The organism is Stenotrophomonas ginsengisoli (assembly GCF_001431485.1).
GTDB classification, from domain to species: Bacteria; Pseudomonadota; Gammaproteobacteria; order Xanthomonadales; family Xanthomonadaceae; genus Stenotrophomonas; species Stenotrophomonas ginsengisoli.
The window spans coordinates 1-25826 of sequence record NZ_LDJM01000045.1 but is presented as its reverse complement, the minus strand read 5'-3'; the positions used below and the strand labels follow the sequence as shown (position 1 = coordinate 25826).

At 65.8% G+C, this 25826-nt stretch carries 21 protein-coding genes; 14 read left to right on the top strand and 7 right to left on the bottom strand.

Annotated features, from left to right (window positions below; all coding sequences use genetic code 11):
- Window positions 1-14 precede the first annotated feature (14 nt).
- From hisG to ABB30_RS14190, 9 genes are all read left to right on the top strand, one after another.
- A complete protein-coding gene (gene hisG / locus ABB30_RS14230; RefSeq protein WP_057638974.1) occupies window positions 15-926 on the top strand; it encodes an ATP phosphoribosyltransferase in 912 nt (303 codons plus the stop codon).
- Window positions 923-2218, top strand: a complete 1296-nt coding sequence (gene hisD, locus ABB30_RS14225) for a histidinol dehydrogenase (RefSeq protein ID WP_057638973.1) — start codon at window positions 923-925, stop codon at window positions 2216-2218. The genes hisG and hisD overlap by 4 nt, the downstream gene beginning before the upstream one ends.
- On the top strand, window positions 2215-3297 hold the full coding sequence (hisC, locus tag ABB30_RS14220; RefSeq protein WP_057638972.1) for a histidinol-phosphate transaminase: 1083 nt from the start codon (window positions 2215-2217) through the stop codon (window positions 3295-3297). Before hisD ends, hisC begins: the two co-directional genes overlap by 4 nt.
- Complete coding sequence (gene hisB, locus ABB30_RS14215) at window positions 3294-4367, top strand: bifunctional histidinol-phosphatase/imidazoleglycerol-phosphate dehydratase HisB (protein ID WP_057638971.1); 1074 nt, start codon at window positions 3294-3296, stop codon at window positions 4365-4367. The genes hisC and hisB overlap by 4 nt, the downstream gene beginning before the upstream one ends.
- Window positions 4364-4978 carry an imidazole glycerol phosphate synthase subunit HisH gene (hisH, locus tag ABB30_RS14210; protein ID WP_057638970.1) on the top strand — a complete coding sequence of 205 codons (615 nt, stop codon included), beginning with the start codon at window positions 4364-4366 and terminating at the stop codon, window positions 4976-4978. Before hisB ends, hisH begins: the two co-directional genes overlap by 4 nt.
- The gene (gene hisA, locus ABB30_RS14205) at window positions 4975-5709 is read left to right on the top strand and encodes a 1-(5-phosphoribosyl)-5-[(5-phosphoribosylamino)methylideneamino]imidazole-4-carboxamide isomerase (RefSeq protein WP_057638969.1); all 735 of its coding nucleotides are present in this window, start codon (window positions 4975-4977) and stop codon (window positions 5707-5709) included. Before hisH ends, hisA begins: the two co-directional genes overlap by 4 nt.
- Entirely contained in the window at window positions 5703-6479 is a 777-nt protein-coding gene (gene hisF, locus ABB30_RS14200) for an imidazole glycerol phosphate synthase subunit HisF (RefSeq protein ID WP_057638968.1), read from the top strand. The genes hisA and hisF overlap by 7 nt, the downstream gene beginning before the upstream one ends.
- Window positions 6469-7098: a bifunctional phosphoribosyl-AMP cyclohydrolase/phosphoribosyl-ATP diphosphatase HisIE gene (gene hisIE / locus ABB30_RS14195; RefSeq protein WP_057638967.1), complete on the top strand. Its 630-nt coding sequence runs from the start codon at window positions 6469-6471 to the stop codon at window positions 7096-7098. The genes hisF and hisIE overlap by 11 nt, the downstream gene beginning before the upstream one ends.
- A 329-nt stretch (window positions 7099-7427) precedes the next feature.
- Window positions 7428-8555: a toxin-antitoxin system YwqK family antitoxin gene (locus tag ABB30_RS14190; protein ID WP_161808868.1), complete on the top strand. Its 1128-nt coding sequence runs from the start codon at window positions 7428-7430 to the stop codon at window positions 8553-8555.
- Here the strand turns inward: ABB30_RS14190 and ABB30_RS16535 are convergent, their stop codons facing one another.
- Together ABB30_RS16535 and ABB30_RS14185 are read right to left on the bottom strand one after the other, a co-directional pair.
- Window positions 8556-8723 (bottom strand): hypothetical protein, encoded by a 168-nt coding sequence (locus ABB30_RS16535; RefSeq protein WP_161808867.1) that lies wholly within the window; start codon window positions 8721-8723, stop codon window positions 8556-8558.
- Window positions 8720-9409: a hypothetical protein gene (locus ABB30_RS14185; protein ID WP_152980762.1), complete on the bottom strand. Its 690-nt coding sequence runs from the start codon at window positions 9407-9409 to the stop codon at window positions 8720-8722. The genes ABB30_RS16535 and ABB30_RS14185 overlap by 4 nt, the downstream gene beginning before the upstream one ends.
- A 419-nt stretch (window positions 9410-9828) precedes the next feature.
- Here ABB30_RS14185 and ABB30_RS14180 point away from each other — a divergent pair, with 419 nt between their 5' ends.
- The 3 genes from ABB30_RS14180 (at window position 9829) to ABB30_RS14170 (ending at window position 15682) form a co-directional block, all read left to right on the top strand.
- Window positions 9829-11367 (top strand): calcineurin-like phosphoesterase C-terminal domain-containing protein, encoded by a 1539-nt coding sequence (locus tag ABB30_RS14180; RefSeq protein ID WP_057638964.1) that lies wholly within the window; start codon window positions 9829-9831, stop codon window positions 11365-11367.
- A gap of 530 nt (window positions 11368-11897) precedes the next feature.
- On the top strand, window positions 11898-14417 hold the full coding sequence (locus tag ABB30_RS14175) for an AAA family ATPase (protein ID WP_057638963.1): 2520 nt from the start codon (window positions 11898-11900) through the stop codon (window positions 14415-14417).
- Entirely contained in the window at window positions 14414-15682 is a 1269-nt protein-coding gene (locus tag ABB30_RS14170; RefSeq protein WP_057638962.1) for an McrC family protein, read from the top strand. Before ABB30_RS14175 ends, ABB30_RS14170 begins: the two co-directional genes overlap by 4 nt.
- Window positions 15683-15805: 123 nt before the next feature.
- On the opposite strand, the gene ABB30_RS14165 is transcribed toward ABB30_RS14170, so the two are convergent.
- The 4 genes from ABB30_RS14165 to ABB30_RS14150 form a co-directional block, all read right to left on the bottom strand.
- On the bottom strand, window positions 15806-16582 hold the full coding sequence (locus ABB30_RS14165) for an oxygenase MpaB family protein (protein WP_057638961.1): 777 nt from the start codon (window positions 16580-16582) through the stop codon (window positions 15806-15808).
- A gap of 124 nt (window positions 16583-16706) precedes the next feature.
- Window positions 16707-17300, bottom strand: coding sequence for a tRNA (pseudouridine(54)-N(1))-methyltransferase TrmY (trmY, locus tag ABB30_RS14160; protein WP_057638960.1), 594 nt, complete (start codon window positions 17298-17300; stop codon window positions 16707-16709).
- 176 nt (window positions 17301-17476) lie between these two features.
- The gene (locus ABB30_RS14155; RefSeq protein WP_057638959.1) at window positions 17477-19567 is read right to left on the bottom strand and encodes a methyl-accepting chemotaxis protein; all 2091 of its coding nucleotides are present in this window, start codon (window positions 19565-19567) and stop codon (window positions 17477-17479) included.
- Between the two features lie 615 nt (window positions 19568-20182).
- Window positions 20183-21487, bottom strand: coding sequence for an amino acid permease (locus ABB30_RS14150; RefSeq protein ID WP_057638958.1), 1305 nt, complete (start codon window positions 21485-21487; stop codon window positions 20183-20185).
- A 138-nt stretch (window positions 21488-21625) separates the two neighbouring features.
- Here ABB30_RS14150 and ABB30_RS14145 point away from each other — a divergent pair, with 138 nt between their 5' ends.
- Together ABB30_RS14145 and ABB30_RS14140 are read left to right on the top strand one after the other, a co-directional pair.
- Window positions 21626-23443, top strand: coding sequence for a DUF885 domain-containing protein (locus ABB30_RS14145; RefSeq protein ID WP_057638957.1), 1818 nt, complete (start codon window positions 21626-21628; stop codon window positions 23441-23443).
- 467 nt (window positions 23444-23910) lie between these two features.
- Entirely contained in the window at window positions 23911-25083 is a 1173-nt protein-coding gene (locus tag ABB30_RS14140; protein WP_211263495.1) for a metallophosphoesterase, read from the top strand.
- Between the two features lie 24 nt (window positions 25084-25107).
- On the opposite strand, the gene ABB30_RS14135 is transcribed toward ABB30_RS14140, so the two are convergent.
- Complete coding sequence (locus ABB30_RS14135; RefSeq protein ID WP_152980761.1) at window positions 25108-25608, bottom strand: MgtC/SapB family protein; 501 nt, start codon at window positions 25606-25608, stop codon at window positions 25108-25110.
- Window positions 25609-25826 lie beyond the last annotated feature (218 nt).

The window sequence follows — 25826 nt, the reverse complement described above, 5'->3', positions numbered from 1 at the left end:
TCGAGATTGCTCCCATGTCCCCAAGTCCTGCCGCGCCGGCGCGTGACCGTCTGCGCATTGCCATCCAGAAGAAGGGCCGCCTGGCCGACCCGGCCCGCGCCCTGCTCACCGCCTGTGGCCTGAGCTGGCGTGAATCGCGCGACAAGCTGTTCTGCTTTGGTGAGTCGCTGCCGGTGGATCTGCTGCTGGTGCGCGATGACGACATCCCCGGCCTGATCGCCGATGGCGTGTGCGATCTGGGCATCGTCGGTTTCAACGAACTGGACGAGCAGGCCAAGGCCCGTCGCCAGATCGGCATGAGCGATGCCTACCAGTCGCTGCGCGCGCTGCCCTTCGGCGACTGCCGCCTGATGCTGGGCATTCCAGAAGAATGGGAATGGAGCGGCGTTGACATGCTGCAGGGCAAGCGCATTGCCACCAGCTACCCGGCCATCCTCACCGCCTGGCTGGCCGAGCGCGGGATCAAGGCCGATGTGGTCGAGCTGTCCGGCTCGGTGGAAATTGCCCCCAAGCTGGGCACCGCCGACCTGATTGCCGACCTGGTGTCTTCCGGCGCCACCCTGCGCGCCAACCAGCTCAAGCCGGTGGAGATCCTGATGGAATCCACCGCTGTGCTGGCCGGGCCGGTGGACGAGCTGACCGACAGCCGCGCCGGCCTGATGGCGATGCTGCTGCGCCGCCTGGATGGCATCAATGCCAGCCGCGAGCAGAAGCTGGTGATGTTCAGTGCCGCCGATGAGGCCCTGCCGTCCATCGGCAGCCTGCTGCCGGCCGGTGCCGAACTGATCCGCCTGCCGGGCACCGCCCAGCCGGCACGCCTGCAGGCGATGTGCCCGAGTGGACTGAGCTGGCAGCAGCTGGAAGAAATCGAACGCGCCGGGGCCTCGCAGCTCATGGTGCTGGCCGTGGAGAAATCGCTGGCATGAACACCCTGATCTGGAATGAACTCGATGCTGCCGGCCAGGCCGCGGCGCTGACCCGGCCGGTGCAGGCCGTGGCCGCGCAGACCCGCGATGCAGTGGCGGGCCTGATTGCCCAGGTACGCAGCGAGGGCGATGCCGGCCTGCGCGCGATCACCCAGCGTTTTGATGGCGTGGCGCCGGACAGCTTTGAAGTCAGCGAGAGCGAATTCGTTGCTGCCGAGGCCGCGGTGTCGGCTGAACTGCGCCAGGCCATGGTCGATGCCATCGCCCGCATCCGCCTGTACCACGAGGCGGGCATGGCCCAGCCGTATTCGCTGCAGACCGCCCCCGGCGTGACCTGCGGCAAGATCATCCGCCCGATTGGCCGCGTTGGCCTGTACGTGCCGGCCGGCAGTGCGCCGCTGCCGTCCACCGCGATGATGCTGGGCGTGCCGGCGCAGCTGGCGGGCTGCCCGCAGGTGATCCTGTGCACGCCGCCGCGCAAGGACGGCACGGCCGACCCGGCGGTGCTGGTGGCCGCACGTCTGACCGGCGTGCAACGCGTGTTCAAGCTCGGCGGCGCCCAGGCCATTGCCGCCATGGCCTACGGCACCGAACAGGTGCCGGCCTGCGACAAGCTGTTCGGCCCGGGCAATTCGTTTGTGACCGAGGCCAAGCAGCAGGTAGCGCAGGACGGCGCCGCTGCCATCGACATGCCGGCCGGCCCGTCCGAGGTGCTGGTGATTGCCGATGCCGGTGCCAATCCGGCCTTTGTTGCTGCCGACCTGCTGTCCCAGGCCGAGCATGGCCCGGACTCGCAGGTGCTGCTGTTGTCTGACAGTGAGCAGATGATTGCGGCCGTGGCCATCGAGGTGGAAAAGCAGGTGGCCCAGCTCGGCCGCGAAGGCATCGCCCGCCAGGCGCTGGATGCCTCGCGCCTGATCCGGGTGGAATCGATCGCCCAGGCCTTTGCCATCTCCAACCGCTATGCGCCGGAGCACTTGATCCTGGCCCTGCGCCAGCCGGACACCTGGCTGGACCAGGTGCAGGCCGCCGGCTCGGTGTTCCTGGGCGATTACACCCCCGAAGCACTGGGCGATTACTGCTCGGGTACCAACCACGTGCTGCCCACCGCCGGTGCGGCGCGCGCGTATTCGGGCGTGAGCGTGGCCAGCTTCCAGAACCTGATCTCGGTGCAGTCGGCCTCGGCCGAAGGCATGGCGGCCATCGGCCCCTGTGCGCTCACCCTGGCCCGCGCCGAAGGCCTGGGTGCCCACGCCAATGCGGTGGCCCTGCGCCTGGGAGTGCAGCCGTGAGCGACGTGCTGAATCTGGTGCGGGCGGATCTGGCCGGCTTCGGCGGTTATTCCTCCGCGCGCACCGCCAAATTGAGCGGTGATGTCTGGCTCAATGCCAACGAGGCGGCCTGGGCCAACCCGGGTGATGAGGGCGGTTCCTGCCGCCGCTATCCCGAGCCGCAGCCGGCTGCCCTGGTGACCGCGCTGGCCGAGCTCTACGGCGCGCAAGCCTCCCAGGTGCTGGTTGGCCGTGGCAGCGACGAGGCCATCGACCTGCTGGTGCGCAGCCTGTGCGAACCCGGCCGCGATGGCGTGCTGTTCACCCCGCCGGTGTTCGGCATGTATGCGGTCAGTGCCCGGTTGCAGGGTGCCAAGGCCATCGAGGTGCCGCTGCTCGATACCGATGACGGCCTGGTGCCGGATATCGAGGCCGTGATTGCCGCCGCCATCGCCGGCAAGGCCAAGCTGGTGTTCCTGTGCTCGCCGTCCAACCCGGGCGGCAAGAGCGTGCCGTTGGCCGATGTGGTGCGGGTGGCCACGGCGCTGGCCGGTCGCGCTCTGGTGGTGGTGGACGAGGCCTATGGCGAATTTGCCGATGAGCCGTCTGCGGTCAGCCTGATGGGCCAGTACGCCAATATCGCGGTGCTGCGTACGCTGTCCAAGGCGCATGGCCTGGCTGCGGCGCGCATCGGTACCCTGATTGCCGATGCCGGGCTGATCGCCGTCTTGCGCCGTGTGCAGGCGCCGTACCCGGTTCCCACCCCGTGCAGCGCCCTGGCCCTGGCCGGGCTCAGTGCCCAGGCACGTGCGCTTACCGCCCAGCGCGTGGTGCAGATCCGTGACGAGCGCGTCCGCCTGCAGGACGCGTTGGCCCAGCTGGCCGTGGTGAGCCGCGTCTATCCTTCCGATGCCAACTTCGTGCTGGCTCGTTTCCACGACGCCGAGGCCGCGTTCCAGGCATTGCTGGCTGCCGGCATCGTGGTGCGCGACCAGCGTGCTGCGCCACAGCTTGGTGACGCCCTGCGTATTACCCTGGGCACGCCCGAACAGAATGACCGCGTGATCGCCACGCTCTGCGCTTTGAAGGCCACCGCATGACCCCGATTCTTTTCATCGACCGCGACGGCACCCTGATCGAGGAGCCGGCCGACTACCAGATTGATGCGTTCGAGAAGCTGCGCTTTGTGCGCAACGTGATCCCGGCGCTGATCAAGCTGCGCGATGCCGGCTGGCAGTTCGTGATCGTCTCCAACCAGGACGGCCTGGGCACCGACGCCTACCCGCAAGCCACATTCGACGGCCCGCACGATTTGATGATGCAGGTCTTTGAAAGCCAGGGCATCACCTTCCGCGATGTGCTGATCGACCCCAGCTTCCCGGCCGACAACAGCCCCAACCGCAAGCCGGGCATCGGCATGATGCTGGGCTACCTGCAGGACCGCACGATCGACTGGTCGCGCAGCGCGATGGTGGGCGACCGCCCGACCGACGTGCAGTTTGCCGACAACATGAAGATCCGCGCCTTCCAGCTCGCTACCGATGAGTTCGGTGGTGAGTGGGACTGGGACGGCATTGCCCACGAGTTGGCCGATGCGCCGCGTCGTGCGCATGTAGAGCGCAATACCAAGGAAACCCGGATCCGTATCGCGGTGGATCTGGACGCGACCGGCCCGTGCCGTTTTGATACCGGCCTGCCGTTCTTTGACCACATGCTCGAGCAGATCGCCCGCCACGGCGGTTTTGCCCTGGACGTGGTGGCCAAGGGCGACCTGCACATCGACGAGCACCACACCGTCGAGGACACGGCCCTGGCCCTGGGCCAGGCCCTGCGCGAGGCGCTGGGTGACAAGCGTGGCATCGGCCGTTACGGCTTCGTGCTGCCGATGGATGAAACCCAGGCCTCGTGCGCGCTGGATTTTTCCGGCCGCCCGTACCTGGTGTTCAAGACCGAATTCAAGCGCGAGAAGGTGGGCGACCTGCCGACCGAGCTGGTCGAGCACTTCTGGCGCTCGCTGTGTGATGCGTCAGGCATGAACCTGCATCTCACCGTGGAAGGTGACAACGACCACCACAAGATCGAAGCCGGCTTCAAAGCCTTCGCCCGCACCCTGCGCCAGTCCATTGCCCGCGTGGGCACCGAGTTGCCATCCACCAAGGGGGCGCTGTGAGCGAGAGCAAACCGACGGTCGGCCTGATTGATGCCGGTGGCGCCAACCTCGGCTCGGTGCGCTATGCACTGGAGCGTATCGGCGTTGAGGTGGCCTTGGTGCGCGATGCCGATGAACTGGCCGCCTGCCAGCGGGTAATCCTGCCCGGCGTGGGCGCCGCTGCCGAGGGCATGGCGCGCCTGCACAGCCAGGGCCTGGTTGAGCCGCTGCGCCAGCTGGACAAGCCGTTGTTGGGCATCTGCCTGGGGATGCAGCTGCTGTACGAACACAGCGAAGAGGGCAACGTGGATGCCTTGGGCCTGCTGCCCGGCGTGGTGCGCCGCCTGCATCCGGCCGTGGGCATCCGCGTACCCCACATGGGCTGGAACAAACTGCTGGCCCTGCGCGAATCGCCGCTGCTCGAGGGCATCGCAGCCGGTGCCAGTGCCTACTTCGTGCACAGCTACGCCGCACCGGTGTCCAGCCATACGGTGGCGGTGAGCCACCACGGTGGGCTGTTCACCGCCATGGTGCAGCACGGCCTGTACTGCGGTGCCCAGTTCCATCCCGAACGTTCGGCCGGCCCCGGCGAGCAACTGCTGCGCAACTTCCTGGCAATGGATTTCTCATGAGCTTTGTCGTCTATCCCGCACTGGACATCCGCAACGGCGCCGTGGTGCGTCTGGTCCAGGGCGACTACAACCAGCAGACCACCTATGGCGATGACGTGCTGCCGCGTGCGCAGGCCTTCGCCGATACCGGTGCGCAGTGGATGCACCTGGTCGATCTGGATGCGGCCAAGGCTGGCGGCTACACCCTGGCCGAAACCCTGGGGGCGATCAGCGCGCAGACCGGCCTGAAGATCCAGACCGGCGGTGGCGTGCGCTGCCGTGATGATGTGGCCGCGATCCTGGCCGCTGGCGCGGCGCGTGTGGTGGTCGGCTCGGTGGCCGTGCGTGACCCGGATACCGTCATTGGCTGGCTGGCCGAGTTCGGCGCAGAGCGCCTGACCATCGCTTTGGATACCCGCCAAGGCGCCGATGGTGTCTGGCGCCTGCCGGTACATGGCTGGACGGAAACGGCCGATGTCACCCTGGACGAGCTGGCCCAGCGTTATGCGGACGCCGGGATGAAACATCTGCTGTGCACCGACATTGCCCGCGACGGCATGCTGTCCGGCCCCAATATCGAGCTCTACGCACATCTTGTGGCACTGCTGCCCGGCGTGGCCGTGCAGGCCTCCGGGGGTGTACGTGACCTGGCCGATGTGGCTGCCGCCAAGGCCGCAGGCTGCGGTGGCGCGGTGCTGGGCAAGGCACTGCTGGAAGGCCGCCTGCAACTGAGCGAGGCCCTGGCATGCTGAGCCGCCGAATCATTCCCTGCCTGGATGTGCGCGAGGGGCGGGTGGTCAAAGGCGTCAAGTTCCGCGACCACATCGACATGGGCGACATCGTCGAGCTGGCCCTGCGCTACCGCGACAACGGTGCCGACGAACTGGTGTTCTACGACATCACCGCCAGCCCGGAAGGGCGCAGCGTGGACCGCAGCTGGATCGAGCGTGTGGCCCGGCTGATCGACATCCCGTTCTGCGTGGCCGGCGGCATCCGTGATGTGGAAACCGCCCGCGCCATCCTGCATGCCGGCGCCGACAAGATCTCCATCAACACCCCGGCCCTGCAGCGCCCGGCGCTGATCGGCGAACTGGCCCAGGCCTTCGGCGAGCAGTGCGTGGTGGTGGGTATCGATTCGATCAAGGAGGAGGACGGCCAGTGGCGGGTGCGCTCGTTTACCGGTGATCCGTCCAAGACCCGCAGCGAGGCCCGCCGCACCCTGGATTGGGTGGCCGAGGTGCAGCAGCGCGGGGCAGGGGAGATCGTGCTCAATTGCATGGACAACGACGGGGTCAAGCGTGGCTATGACATCGTCCAGCTGCGTGCCGCCCGCGCGCTGTGCAAGGTGCCCTTGATCGCCTCCGGCGGTGCAGGCGAGATGGCCCACTTTGCCAACGTGTTTGACCAGGCCGATGTGGACGGTGCACTGGCCGCCAGCGTGTTCCACAGTGGCGCGATTGCGATCCCGGAACTCAAATCCTTCCTGCGCGAGCAACAGATCGAGGTGCGTGATGTCTATTGATATGAGCGCACTGCCTGCGCTGGATTGGGCCAAGGTCGACGGCCTGGTGCCGGTGATCGTGCAGGACGCGTCCAACCTGCGCGTGCTGATGCTGGGCTACATGGACCAGGCCGCCCTGCAGATGACCTGCGACAGCGGCAAGGTCACCTTCTTCAGCCGCACCAAGCAGCGGCTGTGGATGAAGGGCGAATCCTCGGAGAACTACCTCAACGTGGTCGACATCAAGGTCGATTGCGACAACGACACCCTGCTGGTGCTGGCCAACCCGGATGGCCCCACCTGCCACAAGGGCACCGCAAGCTGCTTCCCGGCGGCACCGGGCAACTTCCTGGCCGAGCTGGATGCACTGGTGGCCCGGCGCAAGGCCGACATGCCCGAGGGCAGCTACACCAGCAAGCTGTTCACCAAGGGCACCCGCCACATCGCGCAGAAGGTGGGCGAGGAGGGCGTCGAAGCGGCCCTGGCTGCCGTGGCCCAGACGCCGGAAGAGCTCACCGGTGAAGCGGCGGATCTGATCTTCCACCTCACCGTGCTGCTGCGTGATCGCGGCCTGGGCCTGGCAGATGTGATCACCCTGCTCAAGGCCCGCCACGCCGACCCCAGCCTGTTGCACGATTGAGGCCGTCGGGCAGGCACGCTCCCACAGTCGCTTGCTGCTGAAGAAACCTGCCGCATCTGTGGGAGCGACTCCATTCGGGCTGCTTCTACCTTTGCAGGATTGGCCCCGGCCGCGAACCGAGCGCTATGGGGTATCCATCAACGCCTGCGCGCTGCGGCCTGACGGGTGCGAGCGGACCTTGGCGCGATACGGTGTCCTTCAGGGCGGCTTTTTTCGGGATCCCGGCTGGACAGGCCGGAAGCCGGCTGCTGTTTCATGCGCTCGGTCGCAGTAACCCTGGCCACGATGGCTTACCCTGCGCTTTCCATAAACGGAATTATGGCAAGCGAATGATTATGCGCCTGAGTTTCCCCAAGATTTTCGCCGCAATGCTGTCGTTCGGTGTTGCTTCGCATGCTGCAGCCGATGCCCTCGATGGCATTCCCGAGCCAGAGCGACATGGTTACCCCTGTCTTTACTCACCGGTAGTGGTGCAGTCCATCGCTCATTGCGTGGTCGGCTATTACAGTGGCAATGGCGTATTGCTGCAGGGGGCGATTACACCTGAGCGTTTGCCAGAAGTGGCTTATTACCGCGTGCTGGATGGCGGTGATGCGCACGGTTGGCGTGAAATCAGCAGCTATTGGCCTGATGGCAAGCAACGCAGCACCAGCATCCGTGTGTATATGCCGACCAATCTGCTGGCCCAGTCTGATCTGCAGGTCATGCGTGCCACGGGCCGGCAGACCAGCTGGCACCGCAATGGGCAGAAGGCGTCGGATGTTGGCTACCGCCAAGGCCAAAACAGCGGCAGCCATATCTACTGGAACGAGGCGGGTGTCCGCACGTTCGAAGGCCAGTATGTGGATGGCAAGCTCAATCAGCGCAGCCGGGCGTTCTACGATGACGGGCAGGTCAAAAGTGACATGTTCTACAGCGACGGCCGGCTGGACGGCCCGGCACTGACCTATTACCCAGATGGACAGCTGCAGTCCCGGGCAAATTACCGTGCCGGCCAACGCATGGGGGTGTATGAAACCTGGCATGCCAATGGCCGGCGTGAGAGCAGGGGTACCTACATTCAGGACCGGGGCACGGGCCTGTATGAGAGCTGGTATGACAATGGGCGCCGGGCCAACAGAATTTCCCGTGACGGCTTCGTGTGGCAAGAAGAGCTTGTATTTTATCCCAGTGGCAAACGCGCCTCACGCATGCCTTATGTCGATGACAAGAAGCATGGGCAGGCTTGGACCTGGTATGAAAACGGCCGCCCCAGTGGCATGTACACCTATGCGGCGGGCAAGAAGGAAGGCCCCTACACGTTCTGGCGTTTTGATGGCACGCTCAAGAGTGAAGGAGTAATGGAAAACGGCGTGGCTGTGGGACGTGTGCGTGATTACGAACCCGACGGCAAGCGCTATGTGGATTTCATCATGCGCGATGGCAAGGTCATCAGCGTGGATGACGAGGGGCTTTGATCAGGGCTGTCGCTGCCCGTTGTACATGTTCGCTTGTTGCCGCTGCAGCCAGGGGAGATCGGGCGGCTCGATCGTGGTTTTCAGTTGTTCTACAGATTGCTTGCCTCTCTCATTGCGGCCATAGCTATGGTCAGCCAGATAAGCGTATTGCTGGCTTCCCATGCTCATGGTGATGCCTCTTCTTCGACACGGAAGGTGATGGTGAACAGGTCCGATTCCGCTATCGAGGGCGACACGTGCTGGCGGTCACTGAAGCCTGGGTTGCCCAGTGCACTGGCATCTTTGCGGGTATAGGCGTTCTTGTTGTAGTAAATGGTCAGCGTGTTGCCGGGTGAGAGTTTGTTGCCGGGGATGGCCGGTACAAAGAACGTTTCGCCTGCTGCCCCGGTTGGCTTCATCTGCACCACCACCGAGGTCATCTCCCAGTGGCAGATGCCGTGGCCGTTGTAATCCCGGTCCAGCATCAGGTCGGCATGGACCACGCCGGTATAGATCCCTTCGCCGGTCTGGGTGAGCTGGAAATCCGTAGGGGCCGTCGGTACCGGCGCGCTGCGCCCGCCCGGGTTGTCCTTCGGAGGGCTCAAGCATTCGCGGTTGGTGACATCGTAGTGGGCAATCGGGCGCATCCAGGTAAAGGGGCCGGGTGCCCCGGTGATCGTCATGGTGATGCGGTATGCCTGCCGGGGCTTGGGGTTGCGAAATTCCGCCATCGGGTCGGCGGCAGCGCTAACGGGCGAATGGGCAGCGTTCGGGTTCATGTCGTTTCCGGTTCGGGCGCAGGCGATCAGGCTGGGCAGGCAGAGCAGGGCCAGGGCACCTGCGTACAGGGGGCGCAATCGGGCGGGCAAGGTCATCGCATCTCTCTTCAAACGAGAGCGGGCTGCGTGCGCAAGGCTGTGGGGTGGTAATAGCACGCTGGGCGGCAAGGGGGAATGGTCCGTTTTTCGCGTTGATGCCGATGTGTCGGGTTGTCGCGTCAGATAGGTGATGCTTGTCACGGCGATGGCGTTGAAAAGACAGCGACGGCGGCAGTGCCAAGGGCAAGCCACTTGCGCATTCATGCGGTAGCTGCGCACGGCAGGCCGGGCCGGGCAGCAGATGGCCTTGCATGATGTGCCCAGTGGATGCGGCCATAGCGGCATGCCAGGCACGATCATCGCTGTACTGGCCGGCAGGCACTGCCGCGCCACCGAAGCAGCCAGCTCCCGTAGGAGCGACCCCGGTCGCGACCTTCTACAATGGGCGTTCCTTGGATCACCTTCCGGAGCGCCCCATGCGCCACGTCCTGGCGGCCAGCCTGTTGCTGGCCCTGTCCCCGATTGCCGCCGCCCAGTGGCCGTGCTTTTCCGGCAAGGTGGTCGACCAAGCCAGCGGTGAGGGCGTGCCTGGCGTGCTGGTCAGCGACGGCCAGGCGCTGGTGCGTACCGATGCGCATGGCCACTACCTGTTGCCGATCTCCGACGCGGCGCTGGTGTCCATCGTCAAACCCGCCGGCTGGGCCAGTGTGGCGCGCCATGATGGCCTGCCCGATACCTGGCGCCACCGGGATGATTCGCGCTCGCTGGATTCCTATGGCCTGCCGCCTGCCCCACGTCCGGCGCAGTGCCGCAGCTTTGCCCTGCAGCGTCAGACCCTGGCCCCGGCCACCCTGAGCAGCCTGCTGTTTGCCGATTCGCAGACCGCTGACCTCACCGAAGTGGGTTACTACGCCCGCGACATTATCGAACCGCTGATCGGCACGCACCGTGCCCACCTGGGCCTGACCCTGGGCGACATCGCCAATGACGACCTGTCCCTGTACCCGGCGCTGACCGCGCAGACCACGCGCCTGGGCGTGCCGTGGCTGCATATCCCCGGCAACCACGACATGGACCTGGATGCGAGCAGCGATGCCGATGCCCTGACCAGTTTCCAGCGTGCGCTGGGCCCGGACACCTTCGCCTGGGAAGAGCCGCAGGCGGTGTTTATTGGCCTGGACGACATCATCGCCCAGCCCGGCCAGCGCCCGGCCTATATCGGCGGACTGCGCGATGAGCAGTTCGCCTGGCTGGCGCAGTACCTGGCCACCCTGGATGACGCGCGGCTGGTGGTCATCGGCCTGCACATGCCGCTGTTTGATGCCAACTTCCGCGCAGCCGACCGGCAGAAACTGTTCGACCTGCTGGCCCGCTTCCCCAAGCGATTGGTGCTCAGTGGCCACACCCACACCCAGGAGCATCGCTACTACAGCAGCGCCGATGGCTGGAACGGGGCAGGGCGCCTGCACGAATACAATGTTGGCGCCGCCTGTGGCGCGTTCTGGTCTGGCATAACCGACAAGGACGGCATTCCCGCCGCCACCATGGCCGATGGCACGCCCAATGGTTACGGCCTGCTGCATGTGGACGGGCAGGGCGGCTACCAGCTCGAATACCGTGCCGCCCGCGCCCCGGATGATGCGCAGATGCACCTGCACGCGCCCAAGGTGCTGCGCCAGGGCGCCTACCCGGCCTGGGGCCTGTACGCCAACGTGTGGATGGGTGATGCCGATACGCAGGTGGAGTTCCGTGTCGATGGCGGCGACTGGCAGCCCATGAAGCGCGTCACCGCGCCGGACCCGGCCCTGCTGCTGGAAAACGTGGCTGATGACCTTGCCGATGGCCTGCGCAGCTATGACCGCAGCCCTGAAGCAAAGCCCTCACCGCACCTGTGGCGCGGCGCACTGCCTACCAAACTCGCCGTCGGTGAGCACCAAGTCGAAGTGCGCGCCCAGTTGCCGGGTGGGGAATACCGGGCCAGTACCACCTACAGCTTGGAAGCCGGCAGCCGGTAAGCAGCATACAAGCATGCTCCCACAGCCTCGTAGGCCCCGGTTTTGTGGGAGCGGCCCCGGCCGCGATGCTTTTTCCTGCTGGCTCGCGGTAGGTGCCGGGTCTTGCGCCTGATTTTCAGTGGGGAATCTAGCTAGAGTCGATAATTTTACTATCTTGCTGCAAAGAAATATTTGGGAAGCAGTGATGAAGTCAGTGGCGTTATCAAGCAGGTGATCTGATGCCTGCGGGGATCAGGGACATGAGATCGATGTCATGATTGTTAATGAAGGTTTTGATGAGCTGGCGGCTCAGTGCTGCATTGCCGGCCTCCTCGGCGTGGAGGCGGATGAATTAAGCTGAATTAAGTTGTAAATGATCCTGGGGATATGTAGTCCTTGATCAAGGTGATGGGGGTATGGGCTCTCTGCGCTCATGGATATCTTTATGTGGTATTTCTCCTTGAGGATGTTTTGCATTCATTCGATATGATTAATATTTATTTTCATCATTGATGTTCTTTTGATGGCGTTTGCAGACAGTAGGGGGATGTGTGGCATTCGATCTGAATGAAAGTCTTTGGGATGAGTTTTTGGTGCAGTGGCCCATCAGCCGTCTGAGGATGATGACACTGGATGAATACACCCGTGCCGGTGACAAGGATTGCTTCACTTACTGGATGGAAGGGCGTCTGGATGGCTACGGCAGCATCTGGGGTGGTTCGGCCTTCAAGTTCGGGATCTACTCGCGCAATGACAGCACGCCAAAGGTGGGCGATGGTTCGCGGGCTTATGACGAGCACTATGGCTGGTACCAGCAGTTCGGCAGCACGCCCGAGCGAGCTTTCGATGCTGTACGTTCCGAGGTGCTCGCCATAGCCGAAGCGGCAAGTCGTGGCGAGCTGGACGTGGTTGACCGCAGTCGCCTGGGGGAATCGTATCGCTGGAAGATCGCCTTCCATTACCAGCAGCGGGACGGTGCGCCTTTTCCTTGTGTCTTTTCCCGCAAACCACTTCTGCATGCGATGGGCCTGCCGGCCACGGATCGTCGTACACCGCTCAGCCAGCTCTATGGCGGAATCGCGGCAATGCGGCAAGAAGACGAGCCGCTGATGGCATTCAGCCGAAAGGTCTGGCGGGATTGGGTCGAAGCCAACCCCTTGCGCATCACCCTGACCCAAGGGGCAATCGACAATGGCTATCTGTCTTTCAGTCTTATCAGTGCTCCGTTTCCGGAGACTGTCCGAGGCGGCGCTACAGATGCTGAGGCCGGCGAGCCGCTGGAGTTCCTGACCGATACCGGTGAGCGCTTCAAAAGTGATTTCCGTACCACGACCGGCGAAAGCGGTAGGTTGCGCAAGCGTCTGGGAAGCTATTTCCGGCAGAAGGGGGTACGTGCAGGAGATGCCATCGTCATCGCCGAAGACGAGGATGGCGTCTACCGCATCCGGCATGAGTCGAAGAGCCGTATTGCCGAATCCACCAGCCCTGCTGTTACGCAGATATCAGATGGGGCGTCAGACGCAGAGGTCAACATGGAAGACAAATGCCTTCAGCCGATCAACCGCATCTATTACGGCCCGCCCGGTACCGGCAAGACACACGGCACAGTGGACGCTGCGCTGGAACTGCTCGATCCAAGCTTCCTTGCCGTCAATGCCAAGAATCGTGATGCGCTGAAGCAGCGTTTTGACGAGCTTGCGGAAAGTGGCCACATCCATTTTGTGACCTTCCACCAGAGCTTCAGCTATGAGGACTTTGTTGAAGGCATCCGTGCCAATGCGGCCGAAGAGGGTGGTGGACTGGAATACAGTGTCGAGCCCGGCGTGTTCAAGACCGTTTGCGAAGCGGCGCGCAGCCGTGTCGTGACTGAGGGAAGCGAAGGCCTCGATGTCAGCGACCGTCGGATCTGGAAGTTGTCCCTGGGGGATGCGCTGACTGAAGGTCATATCTTTGAGCAATGCATGGCCAACGGCTGCGCCTTGCTCGGCTTTGGCTCAGGTGTGGATCTGACCGGTGTGGCCTCCCGGCAGGACATCACTGATCGTCTGAAGGCAGCCGGACAGCAGGGTAGTGGTTACCCGGCAACAGCCTTGAATGTGTTCGTACGGCAGATGAAACCGGGAGACTTGATCCTGGTGACCGAAGGTAATCTGAAGTTCAGGGCCATTGGCGAGATCACCGGCGACTACCAATTCGTGGACAGCGAGGATCGCGAATACACGCACAGCCGCCCGGTGCGCTGGCTGCGCCAGTACTCACCGGGGCGCCCGTACCAGGAGCTGACCGACAAACGCTTCAGCCAGATGACGGTCTATGAGCCTTCGGCGATCAAGCGCGATCGCCTGGTTGCACTGCTGGACAGTGGGCAGGCCGAAGTAAATGGACCGGAAGCACGCGTGCTGATCATCGACGAGATCAACCGCGGCAATGTCTCGCGCATCTTCGGCGAGCTGATCACCTTGATCGAGCCGTCCAAGCGCGATGGTCAGAAGGAGGCGCTGTCGGTAACGCTGCCTTATTCGAAGGAGCGTTTCAGTGTGCCTTCCAATCTGCATCTGATTGGTACGATGAACAATGCAGACCGATCGCTGGCCTCGCTGGATGTGGCGCTGCGACGCCGCTTCGAGTTCATCGAACTGCCACCCAGGCCGGAATTGCTGGCAGGGGTGTTGATCGAAGATATCGACGTTGCGCAGATGCTGACGGTCATGAACCAGCGCATCGCGGTACTCCTGGGGCGCGACTACCAGATCGGACATGCCTGGTTCATGGGGTTGAAGGATGCCCCTTCGATGGCGGCATTGGCCAAGGTGTTCCGTCGCCAGGTCATTCCGCTGTTGCAGGAATACTTTTACGAGGACTGGCAGAAGATTGCCTGGGTCCTCAATGACCATCGCAAGGCAAGCGCGCCGCGTTTCCTGATCGAACCGGGCATGGGGAGTTCGGCATTGTTCGGTGAGGGCATCGATCTTCCCGGTCTTTCGCGGCTGTGGCAGCTGGATGATGAGGCTTTCGATGATCCTGCCGCCTACATGGGCATTTACCAGGATGCGTCGGTAGCGCAGGCGTGATCCTGGTCCATGAACATGCGCGACTGACGAGCGCGCCCTTGCAGGAGGAAGGGATGCACCAGCGGTGCATTCCACCTTCAGCCTTTGACTGGCTTTGCCGCCAGGGCCGGCTGCTGGGTAGCGGTGGCGTGTCGCTGGTGCAGATGGAAGACCAGCGATGGCTGCGTCTGGATGGCCATGTCGGTCTGATCGAAACGCCCTGCGGTACGCGCATCGAGATCCTGCCCAAGACGGTGGATGGCAACGAGGATCCGGCGCGCTCACGTGCCACCTTGCTGGCTATGCTGCAACGTTGTCTGGATCTGCCGGTGCGTGATCTGGGCGAGGCATCGCTGCAGACGCACACCATGCCGGTCAGCGAATGGATCATGCAGCAGTTCCTGCTGGCGCTGGAGACGCTGGTGCAGCGCGGTGTGCGCTGCGACTACCGCGCCGAGCAGGATCAGTTGCGCCATCTGCGTGGCCGTCTGCTCATCGCCCAGCAGCTGCGCCAGCCGGCCGGCCGCGCGCACCTGTTCCAAGTGGAGCATCAGGTCTTTGATGCCGATCGCCCGGAGAACCGCTTGATCCGTTCGGCCTTGGACAAGGTGCGTGGCCTGACACGCGATCCGGGCAACTGGCGCCTGAGCCACGAGCTGGCGCATGTGTTCCACGAGGTGCCTGCCTCACGAGACAACACCCGCGATTTTCAGTGCTGGCGCGATGACCGCCTGATGGCGCATTACCGCGATATCCGGCCGTGGGTGGCGATGATTCTGGGTGAGCGCAATCCTCTGGCGATGCTGGGGCAGTGGCAGGGCCGTAGCCTGCTGTTTCCGATGCAGCGGGTATTCGAGCGCTTCGTCGGCTGGGCCCTGCGGCTGCATCTGCCAGTTGGCGTCCGCCTGCGCGAACAAGCCGCCAGCCAGTCGCTGTGTCGCCATGAGGGCGGTGCGATGTTCCAGCTGCAGCCGGATTTCCTCATCGACCAATCCGGCTTTTGCTGGGTGGGCGATGCGAAATGGAAGCGGCTGGATGCCGGTAACCGGGCAAACAAGTACGGCATCAGCCAGGCTGATCTCTACCAGCTCTTTGCCTATGGTCAGAAATACCTAGGTGGTCAGGGGCGGATGAGTCTTATCTATCCGAGGACATCGTCGTTTGATGAGGCTTTGCCGTTGTTCAATTTCGATGACGCCGGTGTTTTGAGTCTGGAAGTAATCCCGCTGGATCTGCGCACCGGGGAATTGGTTGGGACGCGTTTGGTGGGGCGGGTTGTGGGCTGACCGGTCGCGCCCGGGGGCGCTCCTACGGAGTCATGGGCTGTGCTTTTCCGTGCTGACGACGCAGGCAACGGTTCCAGTCGCTGGTCGCGCCTGGGGCGCTCCTATGGAGCACGCTCGTTATTTTCAACGCTGCTGATGCTGCTTGCGCAGGTAATGGTTGGCCGGCCAGTGGCGTAGCCAGGCGGGGAGTTTCCAGTACAGGCGTGGTGCCCAGTGGTGCAGGCGTTGCCAGCGGTGCTGGTCGCGTTCGCTCCAGGGCAGGGCGAACAGTTGGCGCAGGTGCTTGGGCAGCAGGGCGCGGGTGACGAAGGACTGCAGCGGCAGTGCCGGCTTGAGGTACCAGGGGGCGTGGCGGCCATCGAGCAGGGCGTGCAGGTACTCACGCACTTCCGGCTCCACTGCGAGGCGGGCCTGCTGGCCCTGCCACCATTGGGCGAAGGCCTGGTGGTTGGGCGGCCACTGTGTGTCGCGTACCTGCAGCACGCGGCCGAAGGCCCAGGCCTGGCGGTACAGCGGTTCGCGGCTGGCCAGCGGCACCGGGCCGACAAACCACTCATGCATCTGCAGTGCGCCCTGGTACAGGGTGGCGGCCACCCACAGCTGCAGGTCGCGGTCGAAGGCCGAATAACCCTCGCCCTGCACCGGGCGGTGGGCACGGTTGACGTGGTTGGCAATGGCGGCACGGTCGGCATCGGTGCCGAGGCTGACCGCATAGATATAGGCCATGGTCGCGCGTAGGCGCGACAGCGGGCGCTGCAGGGTCTGGCTGTGGCGGGCGACGCCGCGGCCGACGCCGGGCAGGGCCAGCTGCCAGGCCACGGCGGCACCGGCGCCCAGGTAGATATAGGCCTCGCGGTTGATGCTGGCCAGGGTGACAGGCGGTGGGATGATGGCTTGCATGCCGCGCAGGGTGCCGGGCGCTGTGTGCAGGCGGCATCCACAGCCTTGCCGCCAAGGTTCAGCTTGCCGTGCCTGCCACGCATGGCAGTGGCGGCAGGTGGCTTATGGCATCAGAGCGGCCGGCTCAGCGCTGGTCCAGTGCGTGGTGGATCAACACCACGCATTGCGAGGCAAACAGCATCTTCTTGCCCAGCGACAGGTGCTTGGTGCCCAGCCGCTCCAGGCTGCCGAAGGTCTTTTTCGGCATCGGGATATGGTCGGTGAGCAGGAAACAGGGGTTGTCGCCAAAGGCTTCCTCGCCGATGGCGGTGCCCTTGGGCTGCAGCATGTACAGCTGGTGATCGGCCGCCAGCTGCTTGACCAGGGCTTCGAAGCTGATGGTGCTGACCTCGATGCCGGGGGCGACCGGGCGTGTTTCTTCCTTGCCCATGCCGCGCGAGGCATCCAGTGCTGCGGCGACCTTGGCCAGCAGGTTGCGCTCGTCAAAGCCGCCGATGTTGGTCATCTCGCGGGCAGTGAAACGGATGCTGCGCGAAAAGTCCTGGGTGCTTTCCAGCACCAGGTACACCACCACGTCCTCGCGATGGCCCTGGGCCACGAAGATGGCGTTCATCAGGGTGTGGGCGAGGATTTCGGTGTGGGCTTCCTGGCCGATGCCGGCCAGCAGTTTCTGGCTGTCGGTGGGGGCGGCGCGGGCGCGCAGGACAAAGGTACGCATCGGTGATTCCGTGGACGATGGGGCGCACCAGGCGCCGGGCCGGGCCGCATCCGGCCAATGTTGCCCAGTTTAGCGGGCAGTGCCGGCCGTTGCTTGCCATGCTCGGGCCATGTGCGCCTGCCACCGGCATCATCAGCGTGCGGCCGATGACACCGGTGTGGGCGATACCGCAGGCCTCAGAGGCGGAACACGGCCACCGCGCGGGCCAGTGCATGGGCCTGAGCTTCCATGGCGTGGGCCGAGGCGCTGGTTTCCTCCACCAGGGCGGCGTTCTGCTGGGTGGTCTGGTCCATCTGCACCACGGTCTGGCTGACCTGCTCGATGCCGCCGCTTTGTTCCTGCGAGGCAGCGCTGATCTCGGCCATGATCGCGGTGACCTGCTGCACCGAGCTCACGATCTCGCGCATGGTGCTGCCGGCCTGGCCGACCAGGGCCGAGCCGCTGGCCACGCGGGCCACCGAGTCGTCGATCAGCTCCTTGATCTCCTTGGCCGCACTGGCGCTGCGCTGGGCCAGGGTGCGTACCTCGCTGGCCACCACGGCAAAGCCGCGGCCCTGCTCACCGGCACGCGCGGCTTCCACCGCGGCATTCAGGGCCAGGATGTTGGTCTGGAAAGCGATGCCGTCAATCACGTTGATGATGTCGGCAATCTTGCGCGAGGACTGCTCGATGCCGGCCATGGTGGCCACCACATCGCCCACCACCACGCCGCCGGCACTGGCTACATCGGCGGCTGCCATGGCCTGCGCATTGGCCTGCTGGGCGTGGCCGGCGTTCTGGTGCACGGTGGAGGTCAGTTCCTCCATCGAGGCGGCGGTTTCCTCCAGGTTGGCCGCCTGCTGCTCGGTACGGCGCGAGAGGTCGGCGCTGCCGGCAGCAATCTCGCTGGCGGCGGTGGTGATGTTCTGGCTGGCCTGCTGGATGTCAGCGACGATGCCGGTCAGGGTGGCAATGGTGGCGTTGGCATCATCGCGCATGCGGGCAAACACGCCTTCGTACTCGCCCTGCATGTGCTGGGTCAGGTCGCCTTGGGCGATGGCGCGCAACAGGCCGGACAGGTCAGCCAGGCTGCCGTCGGCGGTGGCCATCAGCTGGTTGAGGTTGACCACCATCTGGCGGAAGCCGAATTCGAAGCGGCTTTCATCACCGCGCACGCTGAAGTCACCGCGCATGGCCGCCTGGCTGATGTGCAGGATTTCATTGCTCACGCCCTGGATGCTGGCCTTCACCTCGTCCATGGCATGCATCAGCACCTGCTTTTCGCCCGACACGCGCGGGAAATCCTGGCTCAGGTCACCACGGGCATAGCGGCTGGCCATCTCGCCGGCCAGCATCGCTGCAGTGATGTGGTCATTGACCAGGGCATTGATCGACTCGGCCACATCGCGGTACTGGCCCTGCAGGTGGCTGGCATCGGTGCGCCAGGACACCGCCCCGGCCTCATGCTGGCGGGCCATTTCCTCCAGGCCGTCCTTGAGGCTGATCACCGAATCGCGGGTGTGCTGGATGGCGCGCAGCACATCGCCGGCTTCGTCGGCGCCACCGCTCAATACGCTGCCTTCCAGCTTGCCGTCGGCCAGGTCGCGGGCAGCAGCTGCAGCACGGCCCAGCGGGCCGGTCAGGCTGCGGGTGATGGCCACGGCCATGCCGATGGCGATCAGCAGGCTGCCCAGCATGATGGTGATGATCACCCGGTTTGCCTGGCTGGATGTGGCCTGGGCGCTGGCCACGGCGGCGCCCATGAGCGCCTCCTCATGGCTGACCAAGGCCACGACCTTGCTGTGCAGGTCATTGAGTACCGGGGTGGCCTGCTCGCGCATGGTCGTGGCAGCGGCGTCCTTGTCGCCTGCCATGGCCAGCTGGGCGACCTGGTTGTTGAAGGTGATGGAGTGGCTGCGGACCTCGTTGATCTGTTCCAGTGCGGTACGGGTCTGCGCATCGGCGGGCAGGGCATCGAGGTCTTTCAGTGCCTGCACAAGGCCCCGGCGGGTCTGCAGGAACTGATCGTTGATGCTGGCCTGCTGCGCCGGGCTGGAGGCGATGATCATCGCCTGCAGGTGGTTGAACAGGCCGTTGTTGGCGTCCAGCACCTGGTTGGCGTACTTCAGGCGCTGGGCGCTCTGGGTACCGACGGCATGCATGCCTTTGTCCAGTGCGGAAACGGCAAGCAGGGCACTGATGCCGATGGTCAGCATCAAGGCCAGCAGCAGGGCGAAGGCAACAGTCAGACGACTGCCGATCCTGAAACGTTGCAGGTATGTGTTCATTGAGGGCTACCGACAGGGGAGGGATGCCGTGGGCACACGGGGGAGGGAGAGCCCGACGGATGGGGGAGGCAAAGTGCGCAGGCCTGGCTGCCGCGCTGTGCAGGCAGGTGGGAGCGATGGTGTGTGGCTAGTGATGCGCAGCTGCGCGGTGCCGGCCGTGCTGCGTCCGGGGATGCCGGGGCAGTGCATGCGGGCTGGGAGAATGCCGACGGCAGCCGGTTGCCTGCGCCGTTTGCGGCGTGCGCAGGCCAGCGGCCCGGGCGTTGCGGGCCGTGCGCGATGACAGCGGCAGCTGCCGCGATGGGAGGGCGTCGCGGGCGCGCGCCTGGCGGGCACCGATGTGGCTGCAGCCGGCCTGCTGGGCAGGGCGGAGCACGGAACAGGCGGGCAGGGCGGCGGGCAGGGCATGGAGGGCTCGTCAGCAAGCGCGGGAAGCACGCCGGCGTGCCTGCACATTGCTTGGCCGTACCGGGAAGTACTGACACTCCATAACGGCACGGTGAGCGGTTTCTGCTGTGCCAAGTTTGGCCATTGGCGGCAGCAGGCGGCACGCCCGGGGCGGGATGCCGGTGGGCCAAGGCTCGGCAGGTGGGCCGAGCCTTGGCCTGTCAGGGGTCAACCGCGGCGGTAACGCATCCACGCATACAGCGGCAGGCCGGCGGCGACCAGCACCAGGCCCCAGAGCAGGGCTTCACTGCCGACGCCGATCACCGCGTACAGGCTGAAGGCCAGCGCGCCGCTGGCTGCGATGCGGCTGGCCAGGCCGCTGCCACGCCAGACCCAGGCCAGCGCCCCGACCAGGTACGGCAGCAGGGTGGCGGCGGTGGACAGCAGCACAGAGAAGGTGAACAGGTCCACCAGCGAACGGTTGTAGTTGGCAATCACCAGCACGCTGGCCAGGCCGGCGCTGACCAGCACGCCGAAGGCCGGCGTGCCGCGGTGGTTCTCACGGGCGAAGGCGGCCGGCAGCACGCCATCTCGGGCTGCCGCCATCGGCAGCTGGGCGGCCAGCAGGGTCCAGCCATTGAGCGCGCCGAGGCAGGAAATGGCCATCACCACGGCCAGGATGTGGCCGGCGGTCGGCCCCCACAGGGCGGCGGCGGCATCGGCCATCGGCGCACCGGAGGCGGCCAGCACCTCTCGCGGCAGCAGGCCGAGCACGGTGGTGCAGGCCAGTACGGTGGCCACGCCGGCAATGGCGGTGCCGGCCACGGTGGCGCGGGAAATGGTGCGCGGCGCATCCTGCACCGAATCGGCCGGCACGGTGGCCGCTTCCAGGCCGATCATTGCCCACAGGGTCAGGGCCACGGTGGCCGCGGCCACGCCGCCCAGCGATTGCTCGCTGGGGTTGAACGGCACGTAGTGGCTGGTGTCGATGAACCACAGTGCGACCAGGCCGAACAGCAGCAGCGGCACCACCTTGAGCACGGTGGTCAGCAGCTGCATGCGCCCGGCCTCGCGCACGCCGAGCAGGTTGACGCCTGCGCACAGCCACAGCGCGCCCAGGCCACAGGCGGCCGCGCGCACCGGGGTCGCGGTGAAGGCCGGGAAGATCGCGCCGATGCTGCCGGCGAAGGCGACCGCGATGGCGGCAATCGCGCACCACATCGACACCCAGTAGCTCCAGGCCACGATGAAGCCGGGCAGCTCGCCGAAGGCGTTGCGCGCGTACACGTACGGGCCGCCGGTCTGCGGCCAGCGCCGGGCCAGCGCGGCGAAGGTGACCGCCAGCAGCAACGCACCGCACAGGGTGATGCCCCAGCCGAGCAGGCTGGCGGCGCCATACGGGGCCAGGGCGGCCGGCAGCAGGAAGGTGCCCGAGCCGATCATGCTGCCAACCACCAGGGCGGTGGCCGACCAGAAGCCGAGCGGGCGTTTTTGCGGTGCGCTGGCAGGCGCGTCAGAGGGGGACAGGGACATGCAACAACCGGGGGCGTAGAGGGAGCAAACGGGGCGTATTATCGCCAGTTCGGCCCGTCGCCGTGCCCTTTGCCTGGTTTGTCCTTGCAAGCGGCGTCTGAGATGGGCGGTTTTTGCCCTGTTGCCTGGAGTTGTGCGATGCCCCGTCTGCGCCCGATCTGCCTGTCCCTCTGCCTGGCCCTGGCCGCCGGGCTGAGCGCCTGTTCCCCCGCGCCGGAACCGGCCGCCGCGCCGGTTGCCGCCGCCAGCCAGAGCGCGGCGCAGCAGTTGAACACCCTGTATGCCGATTTCTGGGAAGAAGGGCTGCAGCTGAACCCGGTGCAGGCCACCTTCCAGGGCGACCATCGCTTTGATGACCAGCTGCCCGATTTTGGCGCGGCTGATTACCGCGCCCAAGTGCATGCCTATCAGCAGCGTTGGCTGGACGCGGCGCGCGCCATCGGCGAGGAGGGCCTGCAGGGCCAGGACCTGCTCAGCTACCGCATCTTTGTGTCCGAGCGTGAGCTGGCGCTGGAAGGCGAGCGTTTCCCCGGCTGGATGCTGCCGGTCAGCCAGATGGATTCGCTGGCCAGCTATGCCGTGCTGCTGGGGTCGGGGCAGAGCGCGCAGCCGTTCAAGACCGTGGCCGATTACGACAACTGGCTGGCCCGCGCCGCGCGCATCCCGGTGTTGATCGACACCGAGATCGCCAACATGCGCCAGGGCATGGCCGCCGGGGTGGTGCAGCCCAAGGTGCTGATGAGCAAGGTCATCGGCCAGATGGATGCGGTGGTCAAGGTGGATGGCGCGGCCAACAGCCTGTTCTGGGGCCCGATCAGCACGATGCCGGCCGACTTCAGCGAGGCCGACCGCGAGCGCCTGAGCGCGGCTTACACCCAGCTGATCGACACCCAGCTGCTGCCGGCCCTGCGCAAGCAGCGTGATTTCATCGCCAACGAATACCTGCCGGCCTGCCGCGACAGCGTCTCGCTGGGCGCGCTGCCCGATGGCGCGGCCTGGTATGCCTACAACGCACGCCAGAGCACCACCACCGCGCAGACCCCGGCCCAGTTGCATGCCACCGGCCTGGCCGAAGTGGCGCGCATCCACGGCGAGATCCGCCAGGTGATGGCCCAGGTCGGCTTCAAGGGCACGCTGCAGGAGTTCTTTGCCTTCATGCAGAGCGACAAGCAGTTCGAGTTTGCCGACGAAGCGGCCCTGCTGGCCCATTACCGCGCGCTGGAAGCCCGGGTGGGGGCCAAGGTGCCCGAGCTGTTCTCCCTGACCCCCAAGGCCGCCTTCGAGATCCGCCCGATCGAGGCGTTCCGCGCCGAATCGGCCGCCGGTGGCGAATACATGAGCCCCAGCGAGGACGGCAAGCGCCCGGGCATCTTCTACGTCAACACTTTCGACCTGCCCACCCGCAAGACCTGGGATGCCGAGGACCTGTACCTGCACGAGGCCATCCCCGGCCACCACTTCCAGCTGGCCCTGCAGCAGGAACTGACCGGCCTGCCGGCCTTCCGCCGCTTCGGCGGGCAGACCGCCTTCATCGAAGGCTGGGGCCTGTATGCCGAAAGCCTGGGCCGCGAACTGGGCGTGTACACCGACCCGTACAGCTACTTCGGCCGCCTGCAGGGCGAGCTGTGGCGTGCGGTGCGCCTGGTGGTGGACACCGGCCTGCATGACCAGGGCTGGAGCCGCGAGCAGGTGCTGGCCTATATGAAGGCCAACTCCTCGGTGAGCGAGCCCGATGCGGTGGCCGAGGCCGAGCGCTACATCGCCTGGCCCGGCCAGGCCCTGGCCTACAAGACCGGCGAGCTCAAGATCCAGCAGCTGCGGCGCAAGGCCGAGCAGGAGCTGGGCGAGAAGTTCGACATCCGCGCCTTCCATGCCGAAGTGCTCAAGGACGGCTCCCTGCCGCTGGACCTGCTGGACACCAAGCTGCAGGCCTGGATCGCCAGCCAGCAGGGCTGAGTTGCCTGCCAGCTGTTGCAGGGGCGACCCCGGTCGCGAATGCGCTGGGTCGGGTCAATCGGGAAACTCCCGGTCGCGGCCCGGGCCGCTCCCACCGGGGGGCGGGGAACATCGCATCCTGCGGCCGGCTTTCGCTGTTGCAGGAGCGGCCCCGCTCGCGATTGCACTGAGCCAGGTGAGTCGGGAAACGCCCGGTCGCGGCCCGGGCCGCTCCCACTGGGCGGTGCCGATGGCAGCTGCAACCGCTTAGGCTGTTGTTGGATCGACCCCGGTCGCGACGCGGCTGAATCTTGAGAATCGGGAAGTCCCCGGTCGCGGCCCGGGCCGCACCCACGGGCAGTGCGCGCTGCCTGTGGGTTGTCCCTGCACCACAGTGTCACGCCGGTGGGCTTGGCCGCCGGCGCCGGGCATGACACCCTGCACGGCTTCCATCTGCTTGCCGTACTGCCGGCCGGGTTTTGCCGACAATGAGAATGTTGCTTGTATCGCTGATCCTGCCGTTGCTGGTGTTCGCCCTGTGGTGGCCGCTGGGCGCACTGAGCCGTGGCGCGCGCTGGCGCCGGATCGGTATATCGCTGTTGCCGGCCTTGCTGCTGCCGTTGTTGATCGTGCTGTGGCGGGCGGACCTGGTCGGCTATGCCACGGTGTCCTGGCTGCAGCTCGGTGCCGGCTGGTTGATCGTGCTGGGCATGTTGTTGTTGCTGTTCGTGCTGCTGCGCACGCTGGGCTGGGGCCTGCATGCCGGGCTTGAGCGCGTGCTGCGGTGTGCGCCGGGGATCGGCTTGCGCCGCTGGCATGCGCCGTGGCTGACCAACACGGCGGTGCTGCTGGCCGCGGTGATGGCCAGTGCCGGCATCTACAATGGGCTGAAGCTGCCGCAGGTGCGCCACAGCGAGCTGGCCATCGCCGGCCTGCCCGAAGGCCTGGATGGCCTGCGCATCGCGGTGCTGGCCGACTTGCACATCACCCCGGCCAAGGGCCGTGCACGCACCCAGGGCATTGTCGAACGCACCCTGGCTGCGCAGCCGGACCTGATCGTGCTGCCCGGTGACATGGTCGATGGCCCGGTGGCGGTGAGCGGGCCGATGGTGGCCCCGTTGGCCGGCCTGCAGGCGCCGCTGGGGGTGTGGGCCTCGCCGGGCAACCACGAGGTCTACCACGACTACGCCGACTGGATGGCCTTCTTTGCCAGCCTCGGCCTGCCGGTGCTGGAAAACCGTACGGTGCGCCTGCAGCACCAGGGTGCGGGGTTCACCGTGTCCGGCCTGGGTGACCTGGCCGCGCGTCGGCCCAGCGCCCAGGCGGCCGGGATTCCCGGCCCGGAGCTGGCGGCCACCCTGGCCCAGGTTGACCCGGCCTCGGCCCTGCACCTGATGCTGGTGCACCAGCCCAAGCTGGCGCGCGAGGTGGCGGCCAGCGGCCAGGTGGACCTGCAGCTGTCCGGGCATACCCACGGCGGCCACATCATCGGCATGGACCGTTGGCTGGTGGCCCCGGCCAATGACGGCTTCGTGCGCGATGCCTACCGCATCGGCGAGATGACCCTGTTCGTCAGCGGTGGTGCCGGGCAGTGGGATGGCTTCACGCCGCGTCTGGGCATCGAGCCGCGCATCGACCTGATCACCCTGCGCCGGCAGTAGGCCGCGCCCGGTAGCTGGGCGTGGTCAGGGCTGCGGGTCGGGCTTGTCCGGCAGCAGCAATGGCAGCACGCTGATCACCAGCAGCGCGGCCAGGGTGCTGGCCAGGGCCAGCAGATGCATGCCCATGCCCACCGCCATGCCGATGGCCGCGGTGGCCCAGATCCCGGCGGCGGTGGTCAGGCCCTGCACGCGCTGGCTGCCGTCCAGCTTGAGGATGGCCCCGGCGCCGAGAAAGCCAATTCCCGACACCACGCCCTGCATTACCCGGGTCACCTCGGCCTCGCTGACCCCGGCCAGCAGCGGGGCCATTACGAACAGGGCCGAGCCGGTGCAGACCAGGATATGGGTGCGCAGCCCGGCCGCGCGGCCCTTGGCCTCGCGCTCCAGCCCCAGCACACCGCCGAGCACGATGGCACTGAGCAGGCGGGCTGCGATCAAGGTGGCGGTGGCCGGCTCGGGCAGGGCGAATTCCTCGGCCAGGGTCTGGCCGACGGCATCGATCACGCGGGTGGAAGAGCTGCTCATGCCGCGATCGTGGCGGCGGCAGGATTCAGTGACGGTGAGGATCGCGTGCGTTGATGCTGTCGCGGCCGGGGGCGCTCGCACAGGAGTTGAGCTGGCAGGAAGGTCCGTGGATCCGAAGCTTCAGCAGTGCGAGAGACTGCCGGGACTGGCGGTAGGAGCGTCTCAAGGCGCGACCGGTGATCGTCGATCGGCAAAGCCTGATCGCGGCCGGGGCCGCT

Excerpts from the sequence above, each read along its gene's own strand:
- ABB30_RS14190 (WP_161808868.1), top strand. The coding sequence starts at position 7,428 with ATGATTATGCGCCTGAGTTTCCCCAAGATTTTCGCCGCAATGCTGTCG.
- hisG (WP_057638974.1), top strand. The coding sequence starts at position 15 with ATGTCCCCAAGTCCTGCCGCGCCGGCGCGTGACCGTCTGCGCATTGCC.
- hisIE (WP_057638967.1), top strand. The coding sequence starts at position 6,469 with ATGTCTATTGATATGAGCGCACTGCCTGCGCTGGATTGGGCCAAGGTC.
- ABB30_RS14185 (WP_152980762.1), bottom strand. The coding sequence starts at position 9,409 with ATGACCTTGCCCGCCCGATTGCGCCCCCTGTACGCAGGTGCCCTGGCC.
- ABB30_RS14140 (WP_211263495.1), top strand. The coding sequence starts at position 23,911 with ATGAGAATGTTGCTTGTATCGCTGATCCTGCCGTTGCTGGTGTTCGCC.
- hisD (WP_057638973.1), top strand. The coding sequence starts at position 923 with ATGAACACCCTGATCTGGAATGAACTCGATGCTGCCGGCCAGGCCGCG.
- ABB30_RS14150 (WP_057638958.1), bottom strand. The coding sequence starts at position 21,487 with ATGTCCCTGTCCCCCTCTGACGCGCCTGCCAGCGCACCGCAAAAACGC.
- ABB30_RS14155 (WP_057638959.1), bottom strand. The coding sequence starts at position 19,567 with ATGAACACATACCTGCAACGTTTCAGGATCGGCAGTCGTCTGACTGTT.
- hisF (WP_057638968.1), top strand. The coding sequence starts at position 5,703 with ATGCTGAGCCGCCGAATCATTCCCTGCCTGGATGTGCGCGAGGGGCGG.
- ABB30_RS14165 (WP_057638961.1), bottom strand. The coding sequence starts at position 16,582 with ATGCAAGCCATCATCCCACCGCCTGTCACCCTGGCCAGCATCAACCGC.
- ABB30_RS16535 (WP_161808867.1), bottom strand. The coding sequence starts at position 8,723 with ATGAGCATGGGAAGCCAGCAATACGCTTATCTGGCTGACCATAGCTAT.
- ABB30_RS14180 (WP_057638964.1), top strand. The coding sequence starts at position 9,829 with ATGCGCCACGTCCTGGCGGCCAGCCTGTTGCTGGCCCTGTCCCCGATT.
- trmY (WP_057638960.1), bottom strand. The coding sequence starts at position 17,300 with ATGCGTACCTTTGTCCTGCGCGCCCGCGCCGCCCCCACCGACAGCCAG.
- hisA (WP_057638969.1), top strand. The coding sequence starts at position 4,975 with ATGAGCTTTGTCGTCTATCCCGCACTGGACATCCGCAACGGCGCCGTG.
- ABB30_RS14145 (WP_057638957.1), top strand. The coding sequence starts at position 21,626 with ATGCCCCGTCTGCGCCCGATCTGCCTGTCCCTCTGCCTGGCCCTGGCC.
- hisB (WP_057638971.1), top strand. The coding sequence starts at position 3,294 with ATGACCCCGATTCTTTTCATCGACCGCGACGGCACCCTGATCGAGGAG.
- ABB30_RS14135 (WP_152980761.1), bottom strand. The coding sequence starts at position 25,608 with ATGAGCAGCTCTTCCACCCGCGTGATCGATGCCGTCGGCCAGACCCTG.